The sequence below is a fragment of the Shouchella xiaoxiensis genome (assembly GCF_016907895.1).
Classification (GTDB): Bacteria; Bacillota; Bacilli; order Bacillales; family Bacillaceae_D; genus Shouchella; species Shouchella xiaoxiensis.
In genome coordinates this window covers 15046-41145 of sequence record NZ_JAFBCV010000017.1, presented here as the reverse complement: position 1 = coordinate 41145, position 26100 = coordinate 15046, and the positions used below count along the sequence as shown (strand labels likewise).

Below are 26100 nucleotides of genomic sequence, written 5' to 3'. Positions count from 1 at the left end.
GCTAATTTGGTGCATTTAAAAACAATTTCCTTACAGCAACAGGACACGTTCAACGAATATCCATTTGATTTACCAGTCATTAAGCAGTTGGAGACGTTTCAATTTCAAAAGCCAATTACCATTTTTGTCGGTGACAATGGGACAGGAAAATCAACGCTTCTTGAAGGAATTGCGGCTGCGGCAGAGAGCATTCTCATCGGCGGTGATAATCTTGATTCAGATGACTCACTAGAGCAAGCACGAGTGCTTGGCGAAGCGCTGAAGTTAAGCTGGAGCATAAAAACAAAGAAAGGGTTTTTCTTTCGTGCTAATGAGTTTATCCGTTACATCAATCGTCTAAAGGAAATGCAAAGAGAAGCAAAATTAACGGTAGAAGAGATCAAGCATTCCGAGCGAAATCAATTAGAGGCAATGCCTCATATGCGCACATTACATGAATTACAGCAGCTATACGGTGACGGGCTCGAAACGCTATCGCACGGTGAAAGCTTTCTAACATTGTTTCAAGCCCGGTTTAAAAAAGATGGGCTTTATATCCTAGATGAGCCTGAGGCACCTTTATCACCGCTGAAACAACTGTCACTCATCTCATTAATTAAAGAGATGCTTAACGAAAACGGACAGTTTATTATTGCGACCCATTCGCCTATTTTAATGGCATTACCGGATGCGGATATTTATCTGATTGAAGACGGGAAACTTCAGCCCAAAGCATACGATGAGCTTGAACATGTTCAGCTAACGCGGGATTTCTTAAATGATCCCATGCGGTTTCTAAGGCATTTATAAAAGATTTGCTTGAAAAATTTAACGATTAAGTAATAACAAGCTGAATCGCTTTAAAAGTATGAACTTTCTAGAACCCTATGTTAGAGTGAGGTTAATACCATTTTCTGTTAAAGGGTGTGCTAAATGTGAATTCTGAATGGCTTGAATTTGTTTCAGGTTTTCCGATTTTACTGACGGTGGGCTTAATCATTTTTCTATTAATTACTCGGAAACCATATTCGTTTTATATTAGCGCTTCTGTCTTAGCCGGTACGGGGATTTTATGCTACGTAATCATTATGCTCGTTCTCAAATATACTGAGCATAATGAAGGGGCAGGTCCAGCATTCGGAGCAGTCTTCTCCATGTTTATCTCATTAATTGCGGCCATTTTAATGGTCATTGTTGGAGTTGTTTTTCATGTGATTCGTAATAAACGACAGTAAAGGGTAAAAGGAGGGCACAAAATGAAGATTAAGAATTTAATTTTAATAAAAAACAGTTTCATTGTCTTAGCGGTCTTGTTCATTCTAAGCTCAATTGCACTTCTACTATGGAGTCCAGTTGGTAGCTCATCATACAGTTCTCTGCCTATTTCTTTCATTCTTACTAGTCTTGGCTTGAGTGCGGTGGTTCATCATCTCCGACAAAAAATGAAAGAGGAACGTTGTTAAACGTTTAAATTCATCAGAGTCAGTTTTATTGAGAAATTTGAGCTTTACATTTCATTATCGGAGGCATTTGTATATGGAAAGAATAAGACATACGACTGGCTTAAAATGGATCTTGATTTGTAGCATTCTAATCTTACTAGTAAGCTTACTTCTGTTTGCAGCACAAGTTTATTTTACGCATGTAGAAGCAAACAGTTTAACCGAGGGTTGTTACGACAATGGAGGAAAGCCGAAGATTGTTAAGACGTTGACTGAAGTGAAATCGTTTCAATGTAACGAGTAATCTTGACTTTTGATATGATCATTAGCGAGCATAAATTATTACTGAAGGAGTTTGAAAATGACAGACCAAACGATTGCGTTCATCTACCTTCAAGTTGTAAGAGAACGATTTCTAAGCACAAAACAGCTTGGTGAAAAGACGATTGCTCAGCTCTCTGAAAACGAACTTCATTACCAACCTAATGAGCAATCTAACAGTATCGCCGTTATTATCAAGCATATGAGTGGGAATATGGTCTCGCGCTGGTCTGATTTTTTAACGAGTGATGGCGAGAAGTCAAATCGAAATCGTGATCAAGAATTTATTGAAGGAAAAAGTTCTAAAGAAACGATTTTTGCGCTGTGGGAAAAAGGCTGGCAAGTCGTAATGGAGACGCTCAACTATTTAAATGAAAATGATTTAACGAAAATTATCACGATTAGAGGAGAAACCCATACCGTTATAGATGCGATTGAGCGGCAAATGGCGCATTACGGTTATCATGTTGGACAAATTGTTTATGTTGGGAAAATGCTCAAAGGTGAGGACTGGGAAACGCTAAGCATTGCAAGAGGACAGTCGGAAGATTATAGGAATCAGATGATGAAAAAAAGTAGAGGTTGAAACGAAAAGCCTCTGTTTTTTGGCATCTTACGAATAACGTGTAGGGTTAATAAAGCACGGCAGACATCAGCATAGAGAAATAGGGCTCTTACATGATTTCAAAGAAAGCTTGGGGTGTTAAAGTTTTCTTTTTTTATAGCGTCGTTTTTTGAGATGTCGGGTAAGAGAGACAGAGGGGAAAGGAGGAGATCGCATTGAAAAAGAAGTGGAGGACGATCATATTTGCGGTCCTCATTCTTGCTTGGCTCATCTTGTTTTTCACAGGAGATTATGGAGTACGGTTCTGGATCGGTCAGGCGATAAGCGCAGCTATCATTCTTTTGGTTGCTTTATTTATGAAACATTGGGGCACAAGGCTAGAATAATGAAGAGGTCTGCGGCATCGGGTTTACATGTAACCCGATGCCGCAGACTTTTTTAATTAAAGACAAACTTATGATTATGCACTTTTCTCTTTGTGAGGCAGATCCTCATCCTTCAGCTGCTTCCGCGACCAGTACGTTGCCATGATTGTTCCGGTAAAATTATGCCAAGCCGCACCGATGACGCTTGGAATCGCTGCGAATGGTGTTAAATGCGCAGTCGCAAGTGTTGCGCCAAGACCTGTGTTCTGCATCCCAATTTCAATAGAAACGGCACGGCGCTGACTTGGGGTTAAACGAAAAGCCGCAGCTGCCAAATACCCAAGTGCTAGACCAGATGCGTTATGAAGCATTACCGCAATAAATACGGCAGGTCCAGTTGAGGCAAGTGCTTCGTTATTGGCCGCGACAACAGCTGACAAAATGGCGAGTACCGCTAAAACGGAAAGGAGTGGCATGCCTTTCTCGGTTTGACGGGCTAAGGTTGGTAGGAAGCGTTTGACTGTTACGCCTAATGCAACTGGTACGATAATGACTTGAACAATCATTGTGAACATATCCCAAAATTGCACGGGCATCCATTGATTCGCTAAGACATACAAAATCGCTGGCGTGGCTAATGGTGCTACGAGTGTAGAGAACGAGGTCATCGTAATGGACAGAGGCAAATTGCCTTTTGCTAAATAAACCATCACATTGGAAGACGTTCCTCCAGGTACTGAGCCAAGTAAAACGAGTCCGGCAGCGAGCTCAGCTGGTAATTGCAAGAGATAAGCGATCGCAAGCGCTGCTAACGGCATAATTGAAAACTGGGCAACCAAACCGATAAGGACGGGTAGTGGGTGTTTTGCAATCATTTTAAAATCAACTGGTTTTAAAGTCATGCCCATGCCAAACATGATAACGCCGAGTAGAATTGGAACGTAGCTACTAATTGGTAAAAACGGATCAGGAACAAAAAAAGCAAGCACGCTTGCTCCAATGACGAAAAACACAAAATATTTTCCTGCGAATGAACTGATTGCTTCTAGCTGTTTCATAATTCTCTCCCCACTCGTTACAAATGTGCGTATTTAAAATACTTTTGTTCTCTTTGTGTGTACAACATTATACAGACTGTGGGGAAGATCGTCGATATGTTTGTACAATAGTATTGCTTTAAAAGGCTTGAATAAACGTAATTAAACATGCAACAGATATTAGGCATGCTAAAAAAATACCGTAATAGTTTTTAAAAATAAAATTGAGGACAAAGCTAACGAGCACAAATACCGTTACAATCATTAAAAACAAAATCATTCCATTCGAATAAAGCACCTCAGGTTGGTCTGCGGAAGGATTAACGAAAGATTTGAAAAATACATAAAATACGTAGGGGAAAATCATCATGAGATGACTTAGCACCAGCGTGACGATAAAAAGAGACTTGTTCACAACACTCCTATTGGGTTTTTCCATCTAACCACCTCTTTTTGAAATAAAGAACATTTAAGCTGAATGTATGATTTTCTGAATAAAAAGTCAAGATTGAATTTACTCATTGAAAAGCCTTTTACACTGCGATAAGATAATATGAAAAAGCAAAACAAGTCATCATAGGGGAGTGGACCAATGCCGATAAAAATACCTGATCACTTGCCTGCGAAAGAGAAGTTACTTAAAGAAAAAATCTTCGTTATGGATGAGAGCAGAGCATATACGCAGGATATTCGTCCGTTAAAAATTTGTATTTTAAATTTGATGCCAACGAAGCAAGAAACAGAAACACAGCTTATCCGACTGCTTGGAAATACTCCGCTTCAAGTAGATGTATCGCTGTTACATCCAAGTACACACCAACCGAAAAACACTTCAAAAGAACATCTTAACCTGTTTTATAAAACAATTGATGAAGTGAAGCAGATGAAGTTCGATGGCATGATTATTACCGGTGCTCCGATTGAAACGTTGCCATTTCATAACGTCACGTATTGGAACGAAATGACCTCTATTCTCGATTGGACGACGACAAATGTGACCTCAACGCTTCATATTTGCTGGGGAGCGCAAGCGGGCTTATTTCATCATTACGATGTAAAAAAGCAGCCATTAACGTCGAAATTGTTTGGCATTTACACGCATACCGTCGACGTGCCAAACGTTAATCTGCTGCGGGGGTTTGATGACTATTTTTTAGCACCTCATTCCCGTCATACAACCGTTGCTAGGGAAGATATTGAGCAAATTCCAGATCTAGAGATTTTGAGTTCTTCGGAAGAAGCTGGTGTTTACATTGCTTCATCAAAAGACGGAAAGCGTGTGTTTGTAATGGGGCATTCAGAATACGATGCTCATACGCTTAAGCTTGAATATGAACGTGATCAGAAGCAGGGGCTTGCATGTGATGTTCCATTTAATTATTTTCCTGAAGGAGATACAGAAGCGATGCCACCGCTGCAGTGGCGGGCTCATTCTAATTTACTGTTTTCCAACTGGTTAAATTATTATGTGTATCAGGAAACACCGTTTCATTTACACGATTACTAAACCGAGCAATCGGTTTTTTTTTCGTTTATCGTGCATTCTAAGGCTAAAGGGGGTGAGCGAATGAAGAGGAGAAACGCCATGCTTAAATCGTCTTATTTAGCTTTACACGGAGCGAGTGTGTATTACGAATGGTATCCATGTACTGGTAGAAAAAAAGGGACTTTATGTATGATTCACGGTTTTTTTGCATCTACCCATTCATTTAGCCGTTTAATTTCTTATTTTCGTAAGGACTACGATGTGTTGCTTTGTGATTTACCGGGGTTTGGCCGAAGCTCAAAACATGAAGCAAGAGCTTATTCGTTTCAAGCTTATTCGACGATCGTTGTAGCTTTGCTCGATTCCTTACGCATTCAACAAGCTGTCTTAGTTGGCCATTCAATGGGAGGACAAGTCGCGCTTTATACCGCATTGTATCACCGTGAACGGGTAGAGGCGCTCATACTTTTAGCGAGCTCTGGCTATTTAAAACAAGTGAAGTCGCTTTATCGGCTTGCCTCCTATTTGCCTTTTGTGTCCCATTATTTAAGCCTATACATTAATAAGCCGCCAATCGAATTGCTTTTACAAGAAGCTGTTTATCGAAAAAAAACGTTAACGAAAGCCATGATTCATGCCTATAAGCAACCTTTGTTGGATACGAATTTTGCAAAAGGACTCTTGCAGTTGACGCGTCAACGGGAAGGTGATTTATCCCCTGAACAATTGCAGCAGATTACGCAGCAAACGCTTGTGATAACGGGTGAAAATGATCCGTTAATTCCAGTTGAAACTTCCAAAAGACTAGTCCGTGATTTACCGAACAGCCGGTTTGAATCATTAAAAAAATGTGGGCATTTATTAGCAGAAGAACAGCCGAAGCAAACCGCGGCAAAAATCAAGGTCTTTTTACAAGCACTCCATTCATAGAAAGTGGTAATGAATGTGATACAATAGGCGCAGATGTCGTTGAAAGAAAGGGTGATCACGTGGATCCACTTGATATTATGATGAACAAAAACCAAGTTGTTCCGTATTTTACCCCTATTTTAAGCGCAGATACGCAATCTGTGATTGGTTACGAAGTAGAGGCATTTTGGCATGATGGAAGTGAAAAACGGAACTTGAATTGGTTTTTTGCTGATCAGGATATTCCGAGTGACTTTCGGATTGAGCTTGAGGATGACTTACAGGAAAAGGCCGTTCAGTATTATTTGTCAAAGGAAGGACAAAATCAGCTGCTGTTTTTTCATTACAATGTGAGGCTGTTGAAAAAAAACGGTGGAGACGTCTTGTTTGAGCGAATTGAGCAAATGAAAGCAGTTGGAATTCGGCTTGAGAAACTCTTTTTTATTATTGGATTTGATCATGGAGTAGAAGAGTTACTCGATGTAAAGCATACACTTGTTTATTTGCAAAGTCTCGGTGTGCATATCGCAATTGATGCCGATTCAACAACAGCGCATCAGCTTGAATTTATTTCACAGCTACGACCGAATGTCATTCGCGTTAATTGTTCCTTCCTAGAAGAAAATATGCTTCCAGGAATGTATCGCGATATTCATCAGCCACTCGCTCTTCTTGCTCGAAAGATTGGAGCAACGCTTTTGTTTGATCAAGTTGAGTCGTTTGCACAGCTAAATTATGCCTGGAGAAGTGGAGGTAGGTACTACCAAGGTGGTTACTTACAAAAAGGCTCTTCAGCATTTATTGAACGAAAAGCTTGTAAAGAAAAGTTAATGAAAGACATGAATCATTTTATTTTATTCGAACGAAAAAAGATGGAAGCGCAGTTTGAACTGTCTAATTCTCTTACTCAAGAATTAAAGCTTGCTTTAAAAGCGGTTGAACAAGCTGAATCATTTGATGCGGTTGTTCTGCGAATTGCTAAAGCACTTACTTCCTATACATTTCGCGTTTACATATGCAACGATGACGGTATACAAGAATCAAGTAACGCGGAAAAGACGAGCGAGGGCAACTGGGTTCTTTTAAAGGAAAGCCGAGCAAAAAATTGGAGCTGGCGCCCGTACTTTCTTGAAAACATTGTTCGTATGAACGTTGAAAAAAAAGGAATTCTTTCAGATTTATATACCGATATTGAGCGAGATGAGCAGATTCGGACGTATTCCTATCCAATTAGCTCTAATCAGTATGTGTTTATTGATATACCGTATGACTATTTATTTGAGCAGGACGATCTGCTTTAAGAAAGAGGAGGATGCAACGAATGAAAGTTGAAGTAACGGATGCAGCAGTGGCGTATTTGCTTGAAAGGGATCATGCACTTATTCGGATTGGTGCTAGAGATACATTTGAATGCAGCACGATGGTTGAGTATTTTGTGCAAGAAGGCGAGCAGTTAGATGGAGACGAGTCTGTTACTGTAGGTGAGCTGACGGTTTTCTATGATAAGAAAGCAGTCGAGGAAATTGGCGAGCAAGTGAAGCTTGATTATGTAGAGTCACAAGGGCTAAAAATTCTTGCGCCACAAGGAACGCTTGCCTATGCACAGAAGGTTCGACCTAAAAGCTGGGACCCGCATCATTTAACTAAATGAGCGGGTTATCCCGCTTTTTCTCTATTTAAAGAAGCGTCCTACTTTTGAGACAAACGGGGTGACTTGCTGCATGGTTTTGACGAATTGATCGACTGATGATGCAGAGCGGCCGATGTCAAACTTGCCTTGTTCATTTGTGAAAGGGGCAGACCACATGCTTCGTTTCTTTGGTTGTGCCTGTTGCTGAGGGGACACGCCTGGATAAAATCGCTGTGGGCCTCCTTGATGTGGATGGTGTTGCTGCTGTTGCGGACGCTGGCCTCGACCACGTCTTTGTGGCATCTGACGGTTCATGTGTTCAGGCTGTTGTTGATAGCCCCTTCTAGGTGGTGGCATGAACATCGATAGTCTCCTTTCTAACGAATTGGAATCGATTTTCTCTTATCCGCTATGGTGACGATTAATTGACCGTTCTCAAATTGAGCGTGAATGTCGTCGTCGCTGAATGAAAACGGAACAGGAATGCGCCGTTCACGACGAGAGCTGCTCCTCTGCTTTGAGACAGCGGTCGTATCCTCATCAATCGTTGTTTGTTCTGTATGCTGATCAACGCGAATGATCAGGGATTGGTAGCGGGTAAGCAATTCTATTTGTTGTTTTTGGACACCAGGAAGATCAGCTGTAATAACGAATTGTTGGCGTTGTTCGTTAACATGAACAGGGATCGATTGCGACCAGAATTGATTTGGCAGTTGCCTGAATGTCTGTTGAAAAAACTGGTCAAGTGAATTCATGAAGTTTGGATTACGATTATCTTTAGGTGTATGATCGGACATAATGTAAGACCTCCAGCCATCGTATGACGTTCAAGTCGATGGGTATCTGCTTTATCGTATGAATAGACGGGCGGAAAGGTGATTGAGATGAAAATAATTGATACGCACTGTGATGCACTTTTAAAATTATGGCGTGATACGAGTAAATCATTTGCAGACGATGTAGAGATTGATACGAATGCTATGCGATTAAAGGCAGGACAGGTTAACGTACAGGTCTTTGCTATTTGGGTACCTGAGACCACTCCTCATGAAGTGAAGTTCCGCGTCGTACAAGAACAGATTAATGTGTTTCATGAACGGGTGTTAGCTGTACCGGGAATGATTCATATTCGTTCTTTACCAGAGATTGAGCAGCTGCAGCCAGACCAAATAGGAGCTGTCTTGTCACTTGAAGGGATGGACCCTGTTGGGACCGATCTAGGTAAGCTAGACTGGCTTTATGAGCAGGGGATTTGTTCAATCGGGTTAACGTGGAATCAAGCCAACCTATGTGCTGACGGAATTGGAGAAGAACGAGGAGCTGGGTTAACGTCATTTGGCAAACAAGTGATTGAGCGGAATAATCAAGCAAAGGTCTTAAATGATGTCTCTCATCTGAGCTTGCGTGCGTTTTGGGATGTGATCGAACGGTCAACTTGTACGATTGCAAGTCACTCAAATGCCTATACAGTTTGTCAACATGAGCGAAATTTACGCGATGATCAAATCGATGCGCTTATTGAAAACAATTCATTTATTGGACTTGTGTTTTTCCCGACGTTCATTAAAGATGAATCTGGTGCAACGATCGCAGACTTACTTCGTCACTTTGATTATGTCGCAAGTCGTGGCGGCGTACGAAACATTGGCTTCGGCTCTGATTTTGACGGCATATCAAGGCATGTTACTCAGCTAGAGCATGCAGGGAGATATGATCAGCTGATAAATGAACTCTTAAAACACTATCGTGAAGAAGAAGTAAACGGTTTTTGTCAAACCAATTTTATAGATAAAGTTGTGCGGCATCAGATGTTTCAAGAAGGTAGTAGATAAAGAAGGGAACGGAATGGAAATGAAACGATTGGGTTTAGCGCTAATGGCAGTTGTGCTTGCTGGCTGTTCATCGGCTGAAGATGATTATGAACGAGTTTATCAATCGGTTGATCCGGAGGAATGGCCTGACGTCCTAGCTACAGTAAATGGTGAATCGATTGATAAGGCGAGCATAGAGGAAGATTTTATTGCATTTACAGGAGCGTATGAAGAAGCCGCGGAAGAAACACTGGTAGTGCAAGAAAATATCTTGCAACAATTGCTTACAAGCGAGATACATACGCGCTTACTCACTCAAGCGGCGGAGGAACAACAAATTGAAATTAGTGATGAGGAAGTTGATGAAGTAATTGCGGAGCTACTAGAACAAGAAGGCATTGAAACCGAAGAAGCCTATGAAGAAGTCGTCCAAGCTTCTGGCATGACGATTGAGGAGTACGAGGCTGAAGTGAAGCAGGATTTAATCCGCTTTCGTTTTGTCGAAGCCGAAAAAGGAGCACCGGTTATTACTGAAGAAGAAATAGAGCAGCGTTATGAAGCCCAAGACACAGAGCAAGACCTTGACGACGTTCGTGAACAAATAATTGCTGAGCTAGAAGCTGGAAAACGTCAAGCCGCAGCAACAGAGCTGATCGACGAACTTATGGCAGAAGCTGATATTAAAATCTTTATTGAACAGGACTAAACAATTCCGCTTTTCCAACCGATAAGAAGGCAAAGCCTGTTTGTTTTAGGAGGAGAGCTTCATGGCGCTTGCGTTGTTTCAGTCTGAGCAACAAGAATACGATCAAGAATTAATTTTGTTTCGATTAAATGAGCAACAGTATGCTTTAAATGTGTTAAAAGTAAAAGAAATCATTCGTCCGGTAGAAGTTCATGCTTCACCAAACCGACACAAGATGGTCGAGGGCATGATTCGCGTTCGCGATACGGCTATACCGTTATTAAATACATATGAGCTTTTGCAATTGGATGCGGAAGAAAATAAATACTTTATTATCGTCGAATTTGCCGAACGCCAATTTGCCCTGCGTGTAGGGGATGTTTCCAGCATTAAACGCATCCATACAAAGCAAATTACGCCACCTGATGATGTGTCAAAAGGAAAAGAAAAATTTCTCTCCGGTATTGTCACCATTTCGGCGGAAGAGATGGCGTTTATACTTGATTTGGAAAAGGCGGTTCATTACATTCACCCGCTGCATTTCTCGATTGATTTCAAGGAGAATTATCGAGTTGAACGAGAAACGATGTCCCTTCTTTTATTAGAAGATTCTCAGACGATGCGACTTCTCCTAACGGAGGCACTAGCCGATGCTGGTTACAAAGACGTACTTGTTTTCAATAATGGAAAAGATGCCAATGATTATACGGCGAATATGGAAGATGAGGACGTATTTGATGCGGTGATCACAGATATTGATCTGCCTCATCGAAATGGTTTCGAATTCACAAAGCGTCTGCGGCAATTGCCTCTATTCCAAGACGTGCCTGTTTTCTCATTCTCGTCCTTACATCCATCTGTTGTAGAGAGGAAGGGAAAAGAGGCGGGAGTGACGAGTCATGTCGTGAAACCTGATATAGAAAAATTAATTGCTGTTCTTGATCAGCATCTATTAAAGTAGAAACAAACCGATTGGCTTTTAGCGAATCGGTTTTTTGTATGCCTTTGATTGTTCCTCTGTAATTAAGTTGAGCTTTACAAGTAGTTGAATATACGCGAATGTGTTATTTTTAAGCATAAGAGATTCTCCTTTTTGCTAGTGTATTCACCACGGTAAAAAAAGTTTCCTTAAGGAAAGATGTAAACAAGACCTATTTGTTTTATAATGAGTGTAAAGATCAAAAAACCCTTGTGGTAGGAGGAATTAGACATGAATATTGAAATTACAAAGCCTGCCATGGCTTGGTTTAAAGAGGAATTTGGGCAAGGAGAGGAGCTAACACCGATTCGGTTATTTGGTCGCTACGGTGGTTGTGGCAATTTACAAAGTGGGTTTTCGATTGGAATAAGCCAAACGGAACCTGTGAATCCAAAAGCAATTCAAGAAGAAGGCGGCTTCCGCTTTTTCATAGAGGAACAAGATATGTGGTACTTTAATCATCATAGCGTCAAAATCAAATACAGTCGAAAAAATGAAGAAATTGAGTTTGAATACGAGGAGTCGGCTACGTCATAAGGAGCTTGATATGGAACTTGGATATGCTTGTCTGAACTTAACGTTACCGAGTCAGTTTAGAACATGTCGTTTGGCAACAATGCGTCAAGAAGGTATGGCCAAAATAAAAGAGTTAACGCTTCATAATATTGCTCAAGTTGAGGCAATGCTAAGCTTTAATGAACAGCACCAAATACGCTTTTTGCGTCTCTCTAGCGATATTGTTCCGTTTGCGACCCATCCAGAGATGAATTGGGAATGGGCTAAAGATGAGGAAGTACTTGAAAGGTTAGCGCTAATTAAAACGAAAAAGAAAGAACAAGGGCTACGTTTCTCGATGCACCCAGGCCAATATACTGTCTTAAATTCCCCTCGTGAACAGGTGGTTGAGAATGCCAAGCTCGACTTAGGCTATCACAGTCAACTGCTTGATTTAGTCGGCGGAACAGACATCATTATTCATACAGGCGGAGCTTATGGCGATAAGGAAAAAGCGAAGAAAACGTTCGTTGAGGTTTATCAGACGTTACCAGATGATGTAAAAGAAAAAATACGGCTTGAAAACGATGATAAAACGTTTCATACGCGAGACGTGCTAGATATTCACCATCAATCAGGGGTAACGATTTGTTTTGATATTCACCATGAGCGCTGTTTTCATACCGAGGAAGACGATCTTAAAACGCTATATGCTGAAGTGGCAAAAACATGGAAGATGAAGCCAAAAGTTCATATTAGTTCGGGTAAGGACAGCACAAGTGACCCGCGTCACCGTGATTACATTGAACTAGCAGATTTTCAAGTACTAAAGCGTGTGCTTGGCGACATCGATACAGATGTGATGCTTGAAGCGAAAGCAAAAGAGAAAGCGCTACTGTCCTTAAGACAACAAGTGCTAGAGACGGAGGGGAAAAACGATGGCAATTGAAAAAGCGACATTTGCTGGAGGCTGCTTTTGGTGCATGGTACAGCCCTTTGATCAGCTTCCTGGTATTAAGGTTGTTGAGTCAGGTTATATGGGCGGCACGGTTGAAGCACCTAGCTATGAGCAAGTAAAAACGGGAGAGACAGGTCATTTAGAAGTGGTGCAAATTACATTTGATTCAGCGCTGTTCCCCTATGAAAAGCTGCTGGAGCTCTACTGGCCACAAATTGATCCAACAGACGAAGGCGGACAATTTCAAGACCGTGGCAGTCAGTACACCACAGCAATCTTCTATCATTCGACTGAGCAACAGGCGCAGGCGCTTGCTACTAAACAAGAGGTGGCAGACAGTGGTCGTTTTAAGAAGCCAATCGTTACAGCTGTACGACCAGCTGAAGCGTTTTATTTAGCTGAACAAGAACATCAGGATTTCTATAAAAAAGAACCAAGTGCTTACAAAGCGGATCGGAAACAAAGTGGACGCGACGAATTCATTGAAGAGAACTGGCAAAGGAAGAATTAGTTTGCGTTAATTAACAGGCGGGTAGAGGGGGAAGCATTGTGGGGATGCAAACAGGGAAAAAGCGACTAGTGCGCGGTAGTATGATTGTTGGCTTGGTCTTTGTTGTCGCCTGCTTCATTATTATTGGGACTGTTCAATCATGGCGCTACACAGAAGCTGGTCGTGTTCCCCCTAAAACAGCTGTGATTTTGCATGCAGTGGATGAACAGCTCTTACCGCAGGGCTTATCGACGCCATCTTTTTTAGCAAGCCCCACCGCACCGACGATAACACGAATTGATACGGAAATGGCAACAAGCGATGGTGGTTCGATTCCACTGCGAATTTACAAACCGATTGCTGCTGGACCACACCCGGTCATCGTCTATTACCACGGGGGAGCTTTTATGGAGGGGTATGGCAATATTGAATCGCACGATAATGTCATTCGCTCACTTGCAGGCAGAACGCAGGCAATTGTTGTTGCACCAGGCTACCGATTGGCACCTGAATTCGAATACCCTACTGCTTTTAATGATAGCTATGAAACAGTGAAATGGGTTGAACAAGAAGCGGATTTGCTAGATGCTGATGTGAGCCAACTAGCTGTAGCTGGGGATAGTGCCGGCGGAAATTTAGCAGCGGCCGTATCGTATCGGGCAAAGAGTGAAGAAGGGCCTTCCATTAAAAGTCAAGTGCTGCTCTATCCGTTAACAACGTTTCTAGACAGCGAATTTGCCTCTAGAGACCTGTATTCAAGCGGCTATTACTTTTTATCTAGAGGCGTAATGGAGCGTTCACGTCAAACGTATGCACCTATTGAAGAAGATTGGTCAAGCCCATTTACCTCTCCGCTTTTGACGGAAGACTTAAGCAACATGCCGGATACGCTCGTGTTAACAGCTGAGTTTGATCCGCTAAGAGATGAGGGCGAGGCTTATGCCAAGCGATTGTTTGAAGCAGGGAATCAGGTGACGGCCGTTCGCTATGATGGTGTGATGCACGGCTTTGTTTCTTTTTATGAAGTGATGGAGCGGGGGAATGACGGAATGAGGCAGATGGCTTCTTATTTAAATCAGTCCTTTTCCTCAACAGGGCAAGAGACTTATAATAAGGAAGGCTTTGAAATAAGTGTACTCCAAACTCAAGATTCATGGCGGGATGAATTAGAAGCCTATGCAATGGGTGCCTATTTAATTGGACGTCATATAGAAAGACGTATTAGTGACATTTTTCTTCAAAACGAAGCGTAAATAAGTGAATGCCTGGTTCCGCTAGTGGAACCAGGCATTTTAATTTAAGTAAGCGGACTGTTTTTAGCAAAGGCAATAAACGATTGTTCCGATTCATTTAGCCCACATGCGCCGCACTGAATGCGTACAGTTGGACCATTGTAATGCATATGAATGGCCGTTAGTTCGTCCTCAGTATAGGACTCAACTAATTCACCACTGCGGGGATCAAGTTTTACTGGATGGGCATCTTGTGTGATTTGATGGAACCGGGTTCGGTTCGTTTTACATTTTGGGCATAAATAGGCTTCACTCATTATCGATCAACCTCCTTTTGTTTACATTGCCCATTTTTCGGGTATTTAGTGATTGCGCTAACAAGAAAGTCTTGGTAAAGATGTGTCTGCTTCGTAACTTTTTTTTGTCTAATTTATGATAATTTCTGAGACGCACAAGGAAATTGCCCTATTCTCACTCAGAAAGTGTTAGGATGAAGTCAGCTAAGTTGCACGTTCACTATTTCACATAGTTATGCGCACACTTGTTTTCTATTATGCCAAAAGAAAGGTGATATTATTGAGTACACCATCCTATTTTAAATGGATCTCGTTTGCGATGGTCGCTATCTTTCTAAGTGGCTGTGGGAGCCTTACCGTGCTTGACCCACAAGGACCAGTAGCAGCAGAACAAAAAGGTCTTATAACGTTATCAATTTGGTTTATGGTCTTCATCGTTTTGGTTGTCTTTGTTATGTTAACGATCATGCTCGTTAAATACCGTGATCGCGGAAACAACGATAATTACGACCCGTCGATTGAAGGAAGCCATAAGCTTGAATTAACGTGGACAATTATTCCGATCATTATTGTGACGATCTTATCTGTCCCAACCGTTATTACGATTTACAATCTTGAAGAAGCACCTGTTATTGAAGGTGCGGAGGTGCAAGAAGAACCACTTGAAATTCATGCGACCAGCGTAAACTGGAAGTGGATTTTCAGTTATCCGGACGAAGGAATTGAGACAGTCAATTACGTGAATATTCCTGTTGATCGCCCGGTCTTGTTTCGCTTAACATCAGCAGATTCGATGGCTTCCTTCTGGATTCCTCAGCTAGGCGGTCAAAAATATAGCATGTCAGGTATGGAAACAGAACTGTTTCTAGCAGCAGATCAGATTGGTAATTTCGAAGGACGCAATGCGAACTTCACAGGTGAAGGGTTTGCGGAGCAGCGCTTTACCGTTAACTCAATGACATCTGATAGTTACGATGACTGGGTTGAAGAAGCCCAGACTGAATTTCCTCCATTAACTGAGGAAGAGTATGCGCACTTAATGGTTCCAGGTCATGCAGCAGAAATGACATTCTCTTCTACACATCTTGAATTCGTTAATCATGTGTATGACGCGACGTATTCATTAGATAAACGAGCAGAGCTTGGCTATGAAGCACTAAATCCTCATTCACGTGAAGGAAAAGCATTTGAAATGCCTTACCTAACGCAGCCGATTGATGTTGATCAGCGTTACGACGTGGAGCTAGAGGATGAATAAGCGAGATAGATACAGCGGAAGAGAGGGGATATACCGTTGAGATGGGATGAATTTATTGTAACGGGTGACCCGTTTATTCTAGGAGCGCAGATTTCCATTGCTCTTACTAGTATAATCGCTATCGTCGCCCTCACATACTTTAAAAAGTGGAAAATGTTATGGTCTGATTGGATCACAACTGTTGATCATAAAAAGATCGGTATTATGTATATTGCCTGTGCCTTGCTGATGATGTTCCGCGGTGGTGTAGACGCGATGATGATGCGTGTACAGCTTGCGGCACCAGAAATGGACTTCTTAAGCGGCCAGCACTACAATGAGATTTTTACAACGCACGGTACGATTATGATTATCTTTATGGCAATGCCATTCTTAATCGGTTTAATGAACGTTGTTGTACCACTGCAAATTGGAGCGCGTGACTTAGCGTTTCCTTTCTTGAATAACTTAAGCTTTTGGACATTCTTTTTCGGAATGGCACTCTTTAATATTTCATTTATCATTGGTGGTTCTCCATCAGCGGGGTGGACGTCTTACTTTCCACTCGCCTCAAATGACTTTAGTCCAGGCGTAGGGCAAAACTATTACGCGCTTGGTATTCAGTTATCAGGAATTGGTACACTTGCAACAGGGATTAACTTCATTGTCACGATTCTAAGAATGCGGACAAAAGGTATGTCCTTGATGAAGATGCCGATGTTTACCTGGACGGTATTCATTACGTCTCTAATCATCGTGCTTGCTTTCCCAGTACTAACTGTAGCACTTGCGATGATGACGTTCGACTTACTGTTCGGCTCCGCCTTCTTTACCTTACAGGGCGAAGGACTCGACATGTTATGGGCGAATCTGTTCTGGATTTGGGGTCACCCTGAAGTTTACATTGTTGCGCTTCCGGCATTCGGTATTTTCTCTGAGATTATCTCAACGTTTGCCCGGAAAAAACTGTTTGGCTATAATGCGATGGTCGCATCAATTGTCATTATTTCATTCTTGAGCTTCTTAGTTTGGGTTCACCACTTCTTCACGATGGGGAATAGTGCGGCTGTTAACTCATTCTTCTCAATCTCGACGATGGCAATCTCGATCCCAACCGGGGTTAAGATCTTTAACTGGCTCTTTACGCTTCATAAAGGAAAGATTCGCTTCACCGTACCGATGTTATGGTCGCTTGGATTTATTCCGAACTTCGTAATCGGTGGGGTAACCGGCGTAATGCTAGCGATGGCAGCAGCAGATTACCAGTACCATAATACGTATTTCTTAGTGTCTCACTTTCACTATGTATTAATTGCGGCTACGGTATTCTCTTGTTTTGCAGGTCTAATTTATTGGTATCCGAAAATGTTTGGTCACCGTATGAACGAGCGTATCGGTAAGTGGGTATTCTGGGTATTTATGATTGGTTTTAACGTCTGTTTCTTCCCGCAGTATTTCTTGGGTCTAGACGGGATGCCGCGTCGTATTTACACGTACCTTGAGTCCGATGGTTGGTTCTCGCTTAACTTTATTTCTACAATTGGTGCATTTATGATGGCAGCAGCATTCGCGTTATTTGTTTATAACATTTACTACAGCTGGCGCTATGAGAAACGCGATACAACGGGTGATCCATGGGATGGTCGTACGCTTGAATGGGCGACATCTTCAGCGATTCCACCGCATTACAACTTTGCTCATACACCAGTTGTGACTGAAAGAGACGCATTCTGGGATATGAAAGAAAAAGGCATTGATTTGAATGCCAGCACAGATTACGAAAAGATTCACATGCCGAACAATACGTGGATTGGACCGTTAATGGCCTTCTTCATGTTCACAGCCTCGTTTGCGCTCGTCTTTAGCTGGTGGATCCCAGCGATTATAAGCGCTGTTGGCATCTTTGTCTGCATGATCATGCGTTCATTTGATTACAATGACGGGTACTATGTATCTGTTGAAGAAATAAAAGAAACTGAAGACAAAGCGAAGGAGGCATAACCGATGGCAGCAAATGAAACGATTAATACAAATGAGCCACTAGAGTATCAGTCATTTGAAGGCAAAAACAACATCTTAGGTTTCTGGGTCTTCATCGGTGCTGAATTTGCCTTGTTTTCCACTTTATTTGCATCATACTTTGTATTGGTTGACCGTAACGCGTCAGCCATTACAACAGGGGAGCTATTCGATTTAGGGCTTGTCTTATCGATGACGTTCTTACTTTTAACCAGTTCTTTTACTGCCGGAATTGCGATTCATGAGATGCGAGCCGGCAGGGTGAACCGGATGATGATTTGGGTAGGTTTAACTTTACTACTCGGTCTCGGTTTCCTTGCATTTGAGATTTATGAGTTTGTTCATTATGCCCATGAAGGTGCAACCTTGTCTGCAAGTGCCCACTGGTCCGCGTTCTTTGTTCTACTTGGAACGCACGGTCTCCACGTAGCGATTGGTATTGGGTGGATTACAATGCTGATGATTCAAATTAAGAAAAGAGGATTAACGCCACGTACAACATCAAAGTTCTTTATTGCTAGCTTATATTGGCACTTCCTTGATGTAATATGGATCATTATCTTTACGGGCGTTTACATGCTCGGAATGGAGTGGATCTAAATGGCGAACCAAAATCAAGAAACGACTTCTAGTGAGCACCACGGCTTTCCTTGGAAGCATTTAATTGGATTTGGCTTATCGATTGTACTAACCTTGCTTGCTGTATGGGTTATGATGCAGACGAATCTAGAATGGTCCATTCGAGTGGTGATTGTCTTCATCTTTGCTTTCATTCAAATGTCTGTTCAGCTCTTTATGTTCATGCATATTGGTGAAGGAAAAGACGGCAAGTGGCAAATTGGGCATACGCTCTTTGCTCTTGTGATCGCGATCATTATTGTAATCGGTACGTACTTTGTTATTATGACTGGTCACATTTAAAAAACCATTCCCGCTCAGGCGGGAATGGTTTTTTTTGTTAATCACTCGGATGTTTCAGATAACTTTTTTGATTTTGCTTGGTAATAAGGCGATGCGTATAAAATAAACGCTGCCACATGAGCAATTAAAACATTAATGAGGAATCCAGCAATAAAGGTCGATTCTGAAATATGGAACATAAACCCTTCAAAGAGGAAGGAAATTGCTAACGCCCACATGACGAAAATAAAAGGAACACTCAACAAAGCGATTTTGCGGTGCTCAAGCCATAGAAACAGCGGCGTTGCACTGGCGACAAACATATATGCAAAGAATAAATCCATTATCAGCACGTCCTTTCAAGTTCGTTTAATTGTGACTAGGTTTTGTCTACATTGTGTCTTTTTTGTGTCTCTTTATACTATCACAAAGTTGTCACATTTGAAAGCGTTTGCGTAAAAATTAGGCTTTTTTTGTGTTTTTGACTTAAGCTGTGCAGGCTAAATGGTTTTACAGCTTCAACTAAAACCATTTAGCATCCTATCATTAAGTAACAAAAACTTAAGTTTAATCGGGAACTCATAGTACTTTAGTAATGAAAACGGCGGAACTAGGATTTAAAATCATTACTTTCAGATTATTTTGATTAAAAATGTAGGAGTTCGTACACGAATCGCGAATCTTTTGTCATGACAACTAATAGTTGTCATGACAAAAGAAGAACAGGAGGTTTTGTATGAGACAGATTATGACTCGTTTATCATTAGCTTTACTACTGTTACTAGTTTTTAGTTCGCCAACTTCCGCTCAATCTAATTCCACTGGTGAAGAGTTCAAAATTGTTGGCTATTATCCATCATGGGTTGCAGAAGAGCGTGGTTATGAAGTGATGGATCTTCCAGCAGAGCAAATGACACATATTATGTATGCGTTTGCTAATGTTTGTTGGGATGGCGTACACGGTAATCTTGATCCAAGTGGACCGAATCCAAAAGAGTGGGTTTGTGAAGATGAGAACGGGCCGATTGATGTGCCAAATGGCTCAATCGTCCTCGGTGACCCGGAACAAGATGTGCACAAGTCATATCCTGGTGATTCAGAAGATGAGCTGATAAAAGGGAATATCAAACAGCTACAGTTATTGAAAGAGGAGCACCCTCATTTAAAAACGGTGATTTCAGTTGGCGGGTGGACCTGGTCAAATCGGCTCTCACTTGTAGCTGCAACGGAAGAAACACGCGCTAATTTCGCACAATCAGCAGTCGATTTTGTCCGCGCTTATGGTTTTGATGGGCTCGACCTAGATTGGGAATACCCAGTCAGTGGGGGGATGCCAGAAAATGAACGAGATCCTGCTGACAAAAGAAATCATACGTTGCTTCTTGAAGCTACACGAGCGGCGCTAGACAAAGCAGGAGAAGAGGATGGGAAAGACTATTTACTTACTATCGCTTCATCTGCATCACCAAGCTACTTACAAAACAATGAGCTTAAAGAATTAGCTAGTATTTTAGATTGGATTCAAATTATGACTTATGATTTGAATGGAACATGGCAAGCGCAAAATGGTCATAATGCGCCATTGTTTCATGATAAAGAAGCAACGGTACCTTGGGCAGATGCCTTAAATGTTCATGCGGCGGTTACCGGTCATTTAAATGCGGGTGTACCCAATGATAAATTAATTGTTGGCATGCCGTTTTACGGCTACGGATGGACGGGATGTGATTCGGCCAATAATGGGGAGTATTCACAATGTACCGGTCCTGCCAACGAAGGAACGTGGACAAATGCAACATTTGATTATCAAGATTTAAAAGAAAATTATGTAAACAAGAATGGGTATACGCGCTACTGGAATGACGCTTCAAAAGTTCCGTTTTTATTTAATAACAGTAACGGAACGTTTATCACATACGATGATCCCGAATCGATTACGCACAAAGCTACTTATGTGAAAGAAAATAACTTTGCGGGAGCGATGTTCTGGGAAGCGAGCAACAATCGTGATGGAGAGTTGGTTAAGGCGATCGCCGATGTCTTGCTCGCGGAAGAAGAGAGTGGGGAATGTCAAGCAGAGGCATGGAGTTCAAAGCAGGTGTATACCAAAGGTGACAGAGTCAAACTGAATGACGTCGTTTATGAAGCGAAGTGGTGGACTAAAGGAGAAGATCCAACGAAGTCTGGTGAGTGGGATGTTTGGAAAAAAGCAGCCGACTGTTTAGAAGAAGTGCCTGGACAGTCAGAGTGGTCAGCCCGTACAACTTATACGAAAGGAGATCAAGTGACCTATGATGGTGTTCTATATGAAGCAAAATGGTGGACCAAAGGCGAGAATCCGAGTCGTTCAGGCGAGTGGGATGTTTGGAAAAAGGTAATGAAACAATAAAAGATGGCTGGCTGTTAGGTTTGTATTTAAAACGTTAACAGCCAGCTTTTTGCTTGGACATTTTTCCTTAGAAGTACAATAAAAAGAGGTTTTCACTTTTTGTAATTGGGTAAAGGATGTGGAGGAGTGATAACGATGGTTCGCTATCAAGTTGAAGTAAAAGGACATGTTCAAGGCGTTGGATTTCGTGCATTTGTAAGTGAAACGGCGAAAAAATATCAAGTGACGGGAACGGTCATGAATAGAGCAGAAGGAAGTGTAGAGATTGTAGCGCAAGGCGAGGCGGAGGAACTAACTGCTTTCTTAGCAGATGTCAAAAAAGGAAATTCTTTTTCAACGGTTAGTACGCTAACAAAAAAAGAAATGGAACATGAGCCGAATGAAACTAGGTTTACAATTGTCTATTAAACTGAAGTAGAAAAGTGAGGCATGAATTGGATGGCCAAAAGAAAGCTGAACAAAGAAGATATTTTCGTAGCCACCGATTCATTGTTAGCAGATGTCGGCTATGAAGGGTTTCATTTCAAACCACTAGCAGAGAAGCTTAACGTTGGTAGGAGCACGATTTATGAATACTACAGTAGTAAAGATGATCTACTTATAGCTTATATGCATCATATAATGAACCAGTTTATGGAGGATCACGAAAAAATTGACCAGACCACATCAGTTAAGAGACAGATGAAAGAGCTTATTTATTTGTTTATTAAACATGATCGAATTTTAATGGCAATTGATTTAACACCCCATGTTGAAAAAAATGGCTCAGAGCAAGTTCAACATGTTCTTCAACAACTGTGGTCTTACCATCATCTTATTTTTCAGCGCATCAAAAATCTCGTTGCTGAAGGAAGAAAGACGGGCGAAATTCGTACAGACTTACCTGTGTCTTTAATCGAGATGATGCTGTTTCAATCCATTTCGTTAAACAAAGCACGCTCACAAGAAGCGTTGGAAGAATGGGCCGCTGCTATTTATGAACTGCTCTTTAACGGCATAAAAAAGAACGAAAGCTAAAAACGAGTGCTTGGATAATGTCCAAGCACTCGTTTTCCTATCTTCCAGCCTGCATGCTGTAATTTCTGACGTGCATGCCAGTGCCTTTACGCATGGCGTGCTTTTCGTAAAATGGGGCTAAGTCCTCATCACAGCACAGATCAATCATATAAAACTCACTGAGCTGCGTTAACATCCGTTTCACTAATTCTTGACCGATTCCCTGATGCTGATGGGAAGGCAGTACTTCAAGCAAAGGGATATAAGCTGATAAGATACCGTCGCTGATCGCCGTAATGAAACCAACGACTTGATTCGTTTGTTGATCGAGAGCGAGAACAATATGGCTGATTTGTTTTAATACGTTTAAGTGTGTTTCAAGATTGGGTGGATTGGGCCAGTCAACGAAGAAACCGTTTAGTTGATTAGGCGTAATAGCAGTAAGTTCTGTTTTGTAAATCATAAAAATTCAACTCCTCATTGTATTAGTTCGTCTGAGGCAGTTGTGAATCAATGATAAAAAAGCAAATGAAATTCCTCCTATTCAGTTAAAACCTTAAAAAGGATTTCGAGCTAAACTCCAATAATCCTTTAAAAAACACAAAACCGACCTAACTAAATAGGCCGGTGTAATGGTGTATTAAAGCGCCCAACCGCCATTGCGGAAGACGGGTTCTTTGCTGCCGTCTTTATGAATGCCGTCGATATTCATATCGGCGGAACCCATCATAAAGTCAACGTGAGTAATGCTTTGATTTAAGCCTTTTTCTTCAAGCTCTTCAGGTGACATATCTTTTCCACCTTCAATATTAAAGGCATAGGCGCTACCAAGCGCTAAGTGATTGGAGGCATTTTCATCAAACAACGTATTAAAGAAGATGATGTTTGTATCGGAAATTGGTGACTGATGCGGGACAAGCGCAACTTCACCAATTGAGCGAGCACCTTCATCTGTATCGAGTAGACGCTTCAGCGTTTCTTCGCCTTCTTTCGCGGAGAAATCAACGACTTTGCCATCTTTAAACGTCAGGGTGAAGTCAGTAATTAAGGTTCCGCCGTAATTAAGCGGTTTTGTACTTGTAACGGTTCCGTTTACACCGTCTTTTTTTGCAGCTGAAAAGACTTCTTCTGTCGGCATATTGGCGACGAAATCAATGCCGTCCTTGCTCGTGCTGCCTCCAGATGCCCAAATATGTGTTTCTGGCAGCTCAATTGTCAGATCTGTTCCTTCCGCTGTGTAGTGAAGCGCATGGAAGTGTTTTTCATTTAACAATGTCATTTTTTCGTCAAGCGTGGCGAGGTGTTCTTTCCAAGCTGCTATCGGATCGCTTTCATCCATTCGTGTTGCCGCAAAAATAGCATCCCATAACAAGTTAATCGCTTCTTCCCCTTTAGCTTCCGGGAACACTTTCTCTGCCCACTTCTCAGATGGAACAGCGACAATCGACCAGCTAACTTTATCAGACTGTATGTAGCGGCGAAATGTGGAGTTTGCAGCGCCACTCGTTTTATTGGCTGTGGCAATGCGCTCAGGATCAATGTTTTTTAATAAGTCGGGATCTGAACCAGATATACTTAAGAAAGCAGCTCCGTTTTCCGCCTCTTTAACAAGCACATTCGCTTGCCATTCAGGGAATTCAGAAAACGCTTCATCTGGAGCCATTTCATACTTAATCTTTGCTAATTCTTCATCATTCCATTCAACACGAACATGTTTTGCGCCAGCAGCATAGGCTTTCTTTGCAACTTCACGCACATACGGTGCCGCATGCATCGGTGTCCGTACATAAAGCGTTTGACCTTCTTGGATATTTACACCAACTCGGACAGCTAAGTCCGCATAGTTCTCCAATTTTTCTTGAAAACTCATCTTAAACGCCTTCTTTCTGCAGATAAATTGTTTATTCTTATGTAGGATACCGAAGAACGTGCGCTTTTGCAAACAAATAACGTGCAAAAAGTGGTACAATGTAGGTTGCTTTACAAACTAGAATGAAGAGGTTCGCGAACTCCCTCTATAAAAAACTATTTAGTTATTGGAGTGATCGAATGCTCGTTCTCAAAGGAGAAATGCAGCATGAAAGAAGAAAAAGCGATTGTTGTTTTCAGTGGAGGCCAAGACAGCACAACTTGCTTGTTTTGGGCGCTGGAGCGATTTAGCGAAGTTTCCGTTATCATTTTTGATTACGGGCAACGCCATCAAAAAGAAATTGAGTGTGCGGAGTCCATTTCCAAAGATCTTGGTGTGGAATCAAGAGTGCTCGATATGACGCTCATTAATCAATTAAGTGCAAATGCGCTAACCCGCACCGATATTGCTGTTGATGGGGGAGGCGAAGGCCAGTTGCCGAGCACATTTGTTGCCGGGCGTAACCACCTGTTTCTTTCGTTTGCAGCCGTTGCTGCACGAGAAATGGGGGCAAGGCACTTGATTACAGGAGTATGTGAAACGGATTTCAGCGGCTATCCAGACTGCCGAGATGTCTTCATCAAATCTTTAAATGTCACGCTTAATTTAGCGATGGATGAGAATTTTGTTATTCACACGCCACTTATGTGGTTAAACAAAGCAGAAACATGGGCTCTTGCCGATAACTTAGGAAGGCTGAACTATGTGCGAGAACGAACGCTAACGTGTTATGAGGGGATTCAGGGAGATGGCTGTGGCGAGTGTCCTTCTTGTCAATTAAGGCAGAATGGCTTGGATACGTACCTTGCGCAAAAAGAAGGTGCTGTGCAATGATCCATCAACTCTACCCAAGCGTTGTTCATCCATATACATTCGAATTAAACAAGGATATGCAGCTAGCTGCTGCACATTATATTGATCATAAGGAAGCAGGTAAATGCCGTCAGCTTCATGGACATACGTATGTTATCAATCTAACGATTGGTGGAGATGAATTAAATGAGCTCGGTTTCCTCGTTGATTTTAAAACGTTAAAACAAACGATTCATGATCGCTTCGATCATACGCTCTTAAATGAAGATGAGTATTTTAACAATCAGCCGCCATCAACTGAAAAGATGGCCGAAACGATTTATCAGCTAGTAGAAAATCAGCTGCTTCAGCTTAAAAATAAACCGACTTGCTTGCAGGTGTTTGTTAGGGAAACACCAACCAGCTATGTGATTTACCGGCCAAAGGAGCAAGCCAATGGTTAAACCAATTCCCGTTTTAGAAGTTTTTGGACCAACCATTCAAGGAGAAGGCATGGTCATTGGACAAAAAACAATGTTTGTTCGTACCGGTGGCTGTGATTACCGTTGTTCCTGGTGTGACTCGGCGTTTACCTGGGATGGAACAGGAAAAAGCGAAGCGCTTCAGCCTGAAGAGATTATTAACCGTCTTGATGCGCTTGCCCCGTCTCAGTATAAGCATGTCACAATATCTGGCGGGAATCCATTGCTTCATCAAGGAATTGCCCAGTTAATTGAGCAGCTAAATGAACGCGGGATTAAGACTGCTGTTGAAACACAGGGGAGTCTCTGGCAAGACTGGCTGCTTGCTGTAGATGATGTCACAATTAGTCCGAAGCCACCAAGCTCAGGAATGAAGACGGATTGGGACAAACTTGACTATTTTATTGATACACTTGAGCCATCACAATTAAGCCTTAAAGTCGTTGTGTTTGATGAGATAGATTATGCCTATGCGAAGGACGTGCACAAGCGTTATCCGACTACTTCACTCTATTTGCAAGTAGGTAATGAAGACACGACAACAGGAGATCAAAATCGCTTACTAACGCAGTTACTCGATCGTTATGAACAATTAATTAATTGGACCATGGAAGATACAGAAATGAATTACGTCCGCGTGCTCCCACAGCTGCATACGCTGCTCTGGGGCAATAAGCGCGGCGTATAGGAGGATCT

General features: G+C 41.9%; 35 protein-coding genes and 1 riboswitch. Of the genes, 27 read left to right on the top strand and 8 right to left on the bottom strand.

Annotated features, from left to right (window positions below; genetic code table 11):
- Positions 1-9: 9 nt before the first annotated feature.
- The 6 genes from JOC54_RS19815 (at position 10) to JOC54_RS19790 (ending at position 2693) form a co-directional block, all read left to right on the top strand.
- Positions 10-789, top strand: coding sequence for an AAA family ATPase (locus JOC54_RS19815; protein WP_367617839.1), 780 nt, complete (start codon positions 10-12; stop codon positions 787-789).
- A gap of 125 nt (positions 790-914) precedes the next feature.
- Positions 915-1214, top strand: a complete 300-nt coding sequence (locus tag JOC54_RS19810; RefSeq protein ID WP_204468602.1) for a hypothetical protein — start codon at positions 915-917, stop codon at positions 1212-1214.
- Positions 1215-1235: 21 nt separating this feature from the next.
- The gene (locus JOC54_RS19805; protein WP_204468600.1) at positions 1236-1442 is read left to right on the top strand and encodes a hypothetical protein; all 207 of its coding nucleotides are present in this window, start codon (positions 1236-1238) and stop codon (positions 1440-1442) included.
- A 73-nt stretch (positions 1443-1515) separates the two neighbouring features.
- A complete protein-coding gene (locus JOC54_RS19800; RefSeq protein WP_054793038.1) occupies positions 1516-1725 on the top strand; it encodes a hypothetical protein in 210 nt (69 codons plus the stop codon).
- A 57-nt stretch (positions 1726-1782) separates the two neighbouring features.
- On the top strand, positions 1783-2328 hold the full coding sequence (locus tag JOC54_RS19795; protein WP_035420421.1) for a DUF1572 family protein: 546 nt from the start codon (positions 1783-1785) through the stop codon (positions 2326-2328).
- A 194-nt stretch (positions 2329-2522) separates the two neighbouring features.
- Positions 2523-2693 (top strand): hypothetical protein, encoded by a 171-nt coding sequence (locus JOC54_RS19790; protein ID WP_158332423.1) that lies wholly within the window; start codon positions 2523-2525, stop codon positions 2691-2693.
- 74 nt (positions 2694-2767) lie between these two features.
- Here JOC54_RS19790 and JOC54_RS19785 read toward each other — a convergent pair whose 3' ends face one another.
- Complete coding sequence (locus JOC54_RS19785) at positions 2768-3730, bottom strand: bile acid:sodium symporter family protein (RefSeq protein WP_204468598.1); 963 nt, start codon at positions 3728-3730, stop codon at positions 2768-2770.
- Positions 3731-3848: 118 nt separating this feature from the next.
- Entirely contained in the window at positions 3849-4148 is a 300-nt protein-coding gene (locus JOC54_RS19780; protein WP_204468596.1) for a hypothetical protein, read from the bottom strand.
- A gap of 153 nt (positions 4149-4301) precedes the next feature.
- Here JOC54_RS19780 and metA point away from each other — a divergent pair, with 153 nt between their 5' ends.
- The 4 genes from metA to JOC54_RS19760 are packed head-to-tail and all read left to right on the top strand — an operon-like array spanning position 4302 to position 7755.
- Complete coding sequence (gene metA / locus JOC54_RS19775) at positions 4302-5216, top strand: homoserine O-acetyltransferase MetA (RefSeq protein ID WP_035420420.1); 915 nt, start codon at positions 4302-4304, stop codon at positions 5214-5216.
- A 60-nt stretch (positions 5217-5276) separates the two neighbouring features.
- A complete protein-coding gene (locus tag JOC54_RS19770; protein ID WP_204468594.1) occupies positions 5277-6125 on the top strand; it encodes an alpha/beta fold hydrolase in 849 nt (282 codons plus the stop codon).
- Between the two features lie 59 nt (positions 6126-6184).
- Entirely contained in the window at positions 6185-7405 is a 1221-nt protein-coding gene (locus tag JOC54_RS19765) for an EAL-associated domain-containing protein (protein ID WP_204468591.1), read from the top strand.
- Between the two features lie 20 nt (positions 7406-7425).
- Positions 7426-7755, top strand: coding sequence for an iron-sulfur cluster assembly accessory protein (locus tag JOC54_RS19760; protein WP_204468589.1), 330 nt, complete (start codon positions 7426-7428; stop codon positions 7753-7755).
- A gap of 21 nt (positions 7756-7776) precedes the next feature.
- Here the strand turns inward: JOC54_RS19760 and JOC54_RS19755 are convergent, their stop codons facing one another.
- Positions 7777-8097, bottom strand: coding sequence for a YppG family protein (locus JOC54_RS19755; RefSeq protein ID WP_035420416.1), 321 nt, complete (start codon positions 8095-8097; stop codon positions 7777-7779).
- A gap of 14 nt (positions 8098-8111) precedes the next feature.
- Positions 8112-8531 carry an Hsp20/alpha crystallin family protein gene (locus tag JOC54_RS19750; protein ID WP_204468587.1) on the bottom strand — a complete coding sequence of 140 codons (420 nt, stop codon included), beginning with the start codon at positions 8529-8531 and terminating at the stop codon, positions 8112-8114.
- Between the two features lie 87 nt (positions 8532-8618).
- Here JOC54_RS19750 and JOC54_RS19745 point away from each other — a divergent pair, with 87 nt between their 5' ends.
- From JOC54_RS19745 to JOC54_RS19715, 7 genes are all read left to right on the top strand, one after another.
- Positions 8619-9566, top strand: coding sequence for a dipeptidase (locus tag JOC54_RS19745; RefSeq protein ID WP_204468585.1), 948 nt, complete (start codon positions 8619-8621; stop codon positions 9564-9566).
- A 13-nt stretch (positions 9567-9579) separates the two neighbouring features.
- Positions 9580-10251 carry a SurA N-terminal domain-containing protein gene (locus tag JOC54_RS19740; protein ID WP_204468582.1) on the top strand — a complete coding sequence of 224 codons (672 nt, stop codon included), beginning with the start codon at positions 9580-9582 and terminating at the stop codon, positions 10249-10251.
- A 61-nt stretch (positions 10252-10312) separates the two neighbouring features.
- On the top strand, positions 10313-11191 hold the full coding sequence (locus JOC54_RS19735; RefSeq protein ID WP_204468580.1) for a chemotaxis protein CheV: 879 nt from the start codon (positions 10313-10315) through the stop codon (positions 11189-11191).
- 249 nt (positions 11192-11440) lie between these two features.
- On the top strand, positions 11441-11746 hold the full coding sequence (locus tag JOC54_RS19730) for a HesB/YadR/YfhF family protein (protein ID WP_035420405.1): 306 nt from the start codon (positions 11441-11443) through the stop codon (positions 11744-11746).
- Between the two features lie 10 nt (positions 11747-11756).
- The gene (gene uvsE / locus JOC54_RS19725) at positions 11757-12653 is read left to right on the top strand and encodes a UV DNA damage repair endonuclease UvsE (protein WP_204468578.1); all 897 of its coding nucleotides are present in this window, start codon (positions 11757-11759) and stop codon (positions 12651-12653) included.
- Positions 12643-13173, top strand: coding sequence for a peptide-methionine (S)-S-oxide reductase MsrA (gene msrA, locus JOC54_RS19720; protein WP_204468576.1), 531 nt, complete (start codon positions 12643-12645; stop codon positions 13171-13173). The genes uvsE and msrA overlap by 11 nt, the downstream gene beginning before the upstream one ends.
- A 44-nt stretch (positions 13174-13217) precedes the next feature.
- On the top strand, positions 13218-14405 hold the full coding sequence (locus JOC54_RS19715; protein WP_204468723.1) for an alpha/beta hydrolase: 1188 nt from the start codon (positions 13218-13220) through the stop codon (positions 14403-14405).
- A 44-nt stretch (positions 14406-14449) separates the two neighbouring features.
- Here the strand turns inward: JOC54_RS19715 and JOC54_RS19710 are convergent, their stop codons facing one another.
- The gene (locus JOC54_RS19710; RefSeq protein ID WP_035420402.1) at positions 14450-14701 is read right to left on the bottom strand and encodes a DNA alkylation repair protein; all 252 of its coding nucleotides are present in this window, start codon (positions 14699-14701) and stop codon (positions 14450-14452) included.
- 298 nt (positions 14702-14999) lie between these two features.
- Here JOC54_RS19710 and qoxA point away from each other — a divergent pair, with 298 nt between their 5' ends.
- The 4 genes from qoxA to qoxD are packed head-to-tail and all read left to right on the top strand — an operon-like array spanning position 15000 to position 18857.
- On the top strand, positions 15000-15938 hold the full coding sequence (gene qoxA, locus JOC54_RS19705) for a cytochrome aa3 quinol oxidase subunit II (RefSeq protein WP_204468721.1): 939 nt from the start codon (positions 15000-15002) through the stop codon (positions 15936-15938).
- Between the two features lie 30 nt (positions 15939-15968).
- A complete protein-coding gene (gene qoxB, locus JOC54_RS19700) occupies positions 15969-17918 on the top strand; it encodes a cytochrome aa3 quinol oxidase subunit I (RefSeq protein ID WP_094189967.1) in 1950 nt (649 codons plus the stop codon).
- A gap of 3 nt (positions 17919-17921) precedes the next feature.
- Positions 17922-18536, top strand: a complete 615-nt coding sequence (gene qoxC, locus JOC54_RS19695; RefSeq protein ID WP_035420400.1) for a cytochrome aa3 quinol oxidase subunit III — start codon at positions 17922-17924, stop codon at positions 18534-18536.
- Complete coding sequence (qoxD, locus tag JOC54_RS19690) at positions 18537-18857, top strand: cytochrome aa3 quinol oxidase subunit IV (protein ID WP_035420397.1); 321 nt, start codon at positions 18537-18539, stop codon at positions 18855-18857.
- Between the two features lie 41 nt (positions 18858-18898).
- Here qoxD and JOC54_RS19685 read toward each other — a convergent pair whose 3' ends face one another.
- Complete coding sequence (locus tag JOC54_RS19685) at positions 18899-19180, bottom strand: spore morphogenesis/germination protein YwcE (protein WP_035420395.1); 282 nt, start codon at positions 19178-19180, stop codon at positions 18899-18901.
- 392 nt (positions 19181-19572) lie between these two features.
- Between JOC54_RS19685 and JOC54_RS19680 the strand changes: the two genes are divergently transcribed.
- The 3 genes from JOC54_RS19680 to JOC54_RS19670 all read left to right on the top strand — a co-directional run bounded on the left by JOC54_RS19680 (position 19573) and on the right by JOC54_RS19670 (position 22242).
- Positions 19573-21225, top strand: coding sequence for a glycosyl hydrolase family 18 protein (locus tag JOC54_RS19680; protein ID WP_204468574.1), 1653 nt, complete (start codon positions 19573-19575; stop codon positions 21223-21225).
- A gap of 135 nt (positions 21226-21360) precedes the next feature.
- Positions 21361-21633 (top strand): acylphosphatase, encoded by a 273-nt coding sequence (locus JOC54_RS19675; RefSeq protein ID WP_035420394.1) that lies wholly within the window; start codon positions 21361-21363, stop codon positions 21631-21633.
- Positions 21634-21663: 30 nt separating this feature from the next.
- On the top strand, positions 21664-22242 hold the full coding sequence (locus tag JOC54_RS19670; RefSeq protein ID WP_204468572.1) for a TetR/AcrR family transcriptional regulator: 579 nt from the start codon (positions 21664-21666) through the stop codon (positions 22240-22242).
- A 37-nt stretch (positions 22243-22279) separates the two neighbouring features.
- Here JOC54_RS19670 and JOC54_RS19665 read toward each other — a convergent pair whose 3' ends face one another.
- Positions 22280-22684 (bottom strand): GNAT family N-acetyltransferase, encoded by a 405-nt coding sequence (locus tag JOC54_RS19665; RefSeq protein ID WP_204468570.1) that lies wholly within the window; start codon positions 22682-22684, stop codon positions 22280-22282.
- Between the two features lie 177 nt (positions 22685-22861).
- Complete coding sequence (locus JOC54_RS19660; protein ID WP_204468567.1) at positions 22862-24091, bottom strand: aminopeptidase; 1230 nt, start codon at positions 24089-24091, stop codon at positions 22862-22864.
- Positions 24092-24212: 121 nt separating this feature from the next.
- A riboswitch (PreQ1 riboswitch) is annotated at positions 24213-24256 on the top strand.
- Positions 24257-24298: 42 nt separating this feature from the next.
- Here JOC54_RS19660 and queC point away from each other — a divergent pair.
- From queC to queE, 3 genes are read left to right on the top strand one after another with little or no spacing between them, the layout of a single operon-like run.
- Positions 24299-24964: a 7-cyano-7-deazaguanine synthase QueC gene (gene queC, locus JOC54_RS19655; RefSeq protein ID WP_204468565.1), complete on the top strand. Its 666-nt coding sequence runs from the start codon at positions 24299-24301 to the stop codon at positions 24962-24964.
- Positions 24961-25386 carry a 6-carboxytetrahydropterin synthase QueD gene (gene queD, locus JOC54_RS19650; RefSeq protein WP_054793055.1) on the top strand — a complete coding sequence of 142 codons (426 nt, stop codon included), beginning with the start codon at positions 24961-24963 and terminating at the stop codon, positions 25384-25386. Before queC ends, queD begins: the two co-directional genes overlap by 4 nt.
- Complete coding sequence (queE, locus tag JOC54_RS19645; RefSeq protein WP_204468562.1) at positions 25379-26092, top strand: 7-carboxy-7-deazaguanine synthase QueE; 714 nt, start codon at positions 25379-25381, stop codon at positions 26090-26092. The genes queD and queE overlap by 8 nt, the downstream gene beginning before the upstream one ends.
- Positions 26093-26100 lie beyond the last annotated feature (8 nt).

Bases quoted from the DNA above. Each gene is read 5' to 3' on its own strand.
- JOC54_RS19760 (WP_204468589.1), top strand. From the start codon at position 7,426: ATGAAAGTTGAAGTAACGGATGCAGCAGTGGCGTATTTGCTTGAAAGG.
- JOC54_RS19715 (WP_204468723.1), top strand. From the start codon at position 13,218: ATGCAAACAGGGAAAAAGCGACTAGTGCGCGGTAGTATGATTGTTGGC.
- JOC54_RS19750 (WP_204468587.1), bottom strand. From the start codon at position 8,531: ATGTCCGATCATACACCTAAAGATAATCGTAATCCAAACTTCATGAAT.
- JOC54_RS19680 (WP_204468574.1), top strand. From the start codon at position 19,573: ATGAGACAGATTATGACTCGTTTATCATTAGCTTTACTACTGTTACTA.
- JOC54_RS19740 (WP_204468582.1), top strand. From the start codon at position 9,580: ATGGAAATGAAACGATTGGGTTTAGCGCTAATGGCAGTTGTGCTTGCT.
- JOC54_RS19670 (WP_204468572.1), top strand. From the start codon at position 21,664: ATGGCCAAAAGAAAGCTGAACAAAGAAGATATTTTCGTAGCCACCGAT.
- JOC54_RS19805 (WP_204468600.1), top strand. From the start codon at position 1,236: ATGAAGATTAAGAATTTAATTTTAATAAAAAACAGTTTCATTGTCTTA.
- queC (WP_204468565.1), top strand. From the start codon at position 24,299: ATGAAAGAAGAAAAAGCGATTGTTGTTTTCAGTGGAGGCCAAGACAGC.
- JOC54_RS19800 (WP_054793038.1), top strand. From the start codon at position 1,516: ATGGAAAGAATAAGACATACGACTGGCTTAAAATGGATCTTGATTTGT.
- qoxC (WP_035420400.1), top strand. From the start codon at position 17,922: ATGGCAGCAAATGAAACGATTAATACAAATGAGCCACTAGAGTATCAG.
- JOC54_RS19710 (WP_035420402.1), bottom strand. From the start codon at position 14,701: ATGAGTGAAGCCTATTTATGCCCAAAATGTAAAACGAACCGAACCCGG.
- metA (WP_035420420.1), top strand. From the start codon at position 4,302: ATGCCGATAAAAATACCTGATCACTTGCCTGCGAAAGAGAAGTTACTT.
- qoxA (WP_204468721.1), top strand. From the start codon at position 15,000: ATGGTCGCTATCTTTCTAAGTGGCTGTGGGAGCCTTACCGTGCTTGAC.
- queE (WP_204468562.1), top strand. From the start codon at position 25,379: ATGGTTAAACCAATTCCCGTTTTAGAAGTTTTTGGACCAACCATTCAA.
- JOC54_RS19745 (WP_204468585.1), top strand. From the start codon at position 8,619: ATGAAAATAATTGATACGCACTGTGATGCACTTTTAAAATTATGGCGT.
- uvsE (WP_204468578.1), top strand. From the start codon at position 11,757: ATGGAACTTGGATATGCTTGTCTGAACTTAACGTTACCGAGTCAGTTT.
- qoxD (WP_035420397.1), top strand. From the start codon at position 18,537: ATGGCGAACCAAAATCAAGAAACGACTTCTAGTGAGCACCACGGCTTT.
- JOC54_RS19735 (WP_204468580.1), top strand. From the start codon at position 10,313: ATGGCGCTTGCGTTGTTTCAGTCTGAGCAACAAGAATACGATCAAGAA.
- JOC54_RS19665 (WP_204468570.1), bottom strand. From the start codon at position 22,684: ATGATTTACAAAACAGAACTTACTGCTATTACGCCTAATCAACTAAAC.
- JOC54_RS19785 (WP_204468598.1), bottom strand. From the start codon at position 3,730: ATGAAACAGCTAGAAGCAATCAGTTCATTCGCAGGAAAATATTTTGTG.
- JOC54_RS19675 (WP_035420394.1), top strand. From the start codon at position 21,361: ATGGTTCGCTATCAAGTTGAAGTAAAAGGACATGTTCAAGGCGTTGGA.
- msrA (WP_204468576.1), top strand. From the start codon at position 12,643: ATGGCAATTGAAAAAGCGACATTTGCTGGAGGCTGCTTTTGGTGCATG.
- JOC54_RS19685 (WP_035420395.1), bottom strand. From the start codon at position 19,180: ATGGATTTATTCTTTGCATATATGTTTGTCGCCAGTGCAACGCCGCTG.
- queD (WP_054793055.1), top strand. From the start codon at position 24,961: ATGATCCATCAACTCTACCCAAGCGTTGTTCATCCATATACATTCGAA.
- JOC54_RS19755 (WP_035420416.1), bottom strand. From the start codon at position 8,097: ATGTTCATGCCACCACCTAGAAGGGGCTATCAACAACAGCCTGAACAC.
- JOC54_RS19660 (WP_204468567.1), bottom strand. From the start codon at position 24,091: ATGAGTTTTCAAGAAAAATTGGAGAACTATGCGGACTTAGCTGTCCGA.
- JOC54_RS19730 (WP_035420405.1), top strand. From the start codon at position 11,441: ATGAATATTGAAATTACAAAGCCTGCCATGGCTTGGTTTAAAGAGGAA.
- JOC54_RS19770 (WP_204468594.1), top strand. From the start codon at position 5,277: ATGAAGAGGAGAAACGCCATGCTTAAATCGTCTTATTTAGCTTTACAC.
- JOC54_RS19780 (WP_204468596.1), bottom strand. From the start codon at position 4,148: ATGGAAAAACCCAATAGGAGTGTTGTGAACAAGTCTCTTTTTATCGTC.
- JOC54_RS19795 (WP_035420421.1), top strand. From the start codon at position 1,783: ATGACAGACCAAACGATTGCGTTCATCTACCTTCAAGTTGTAAGAGAA.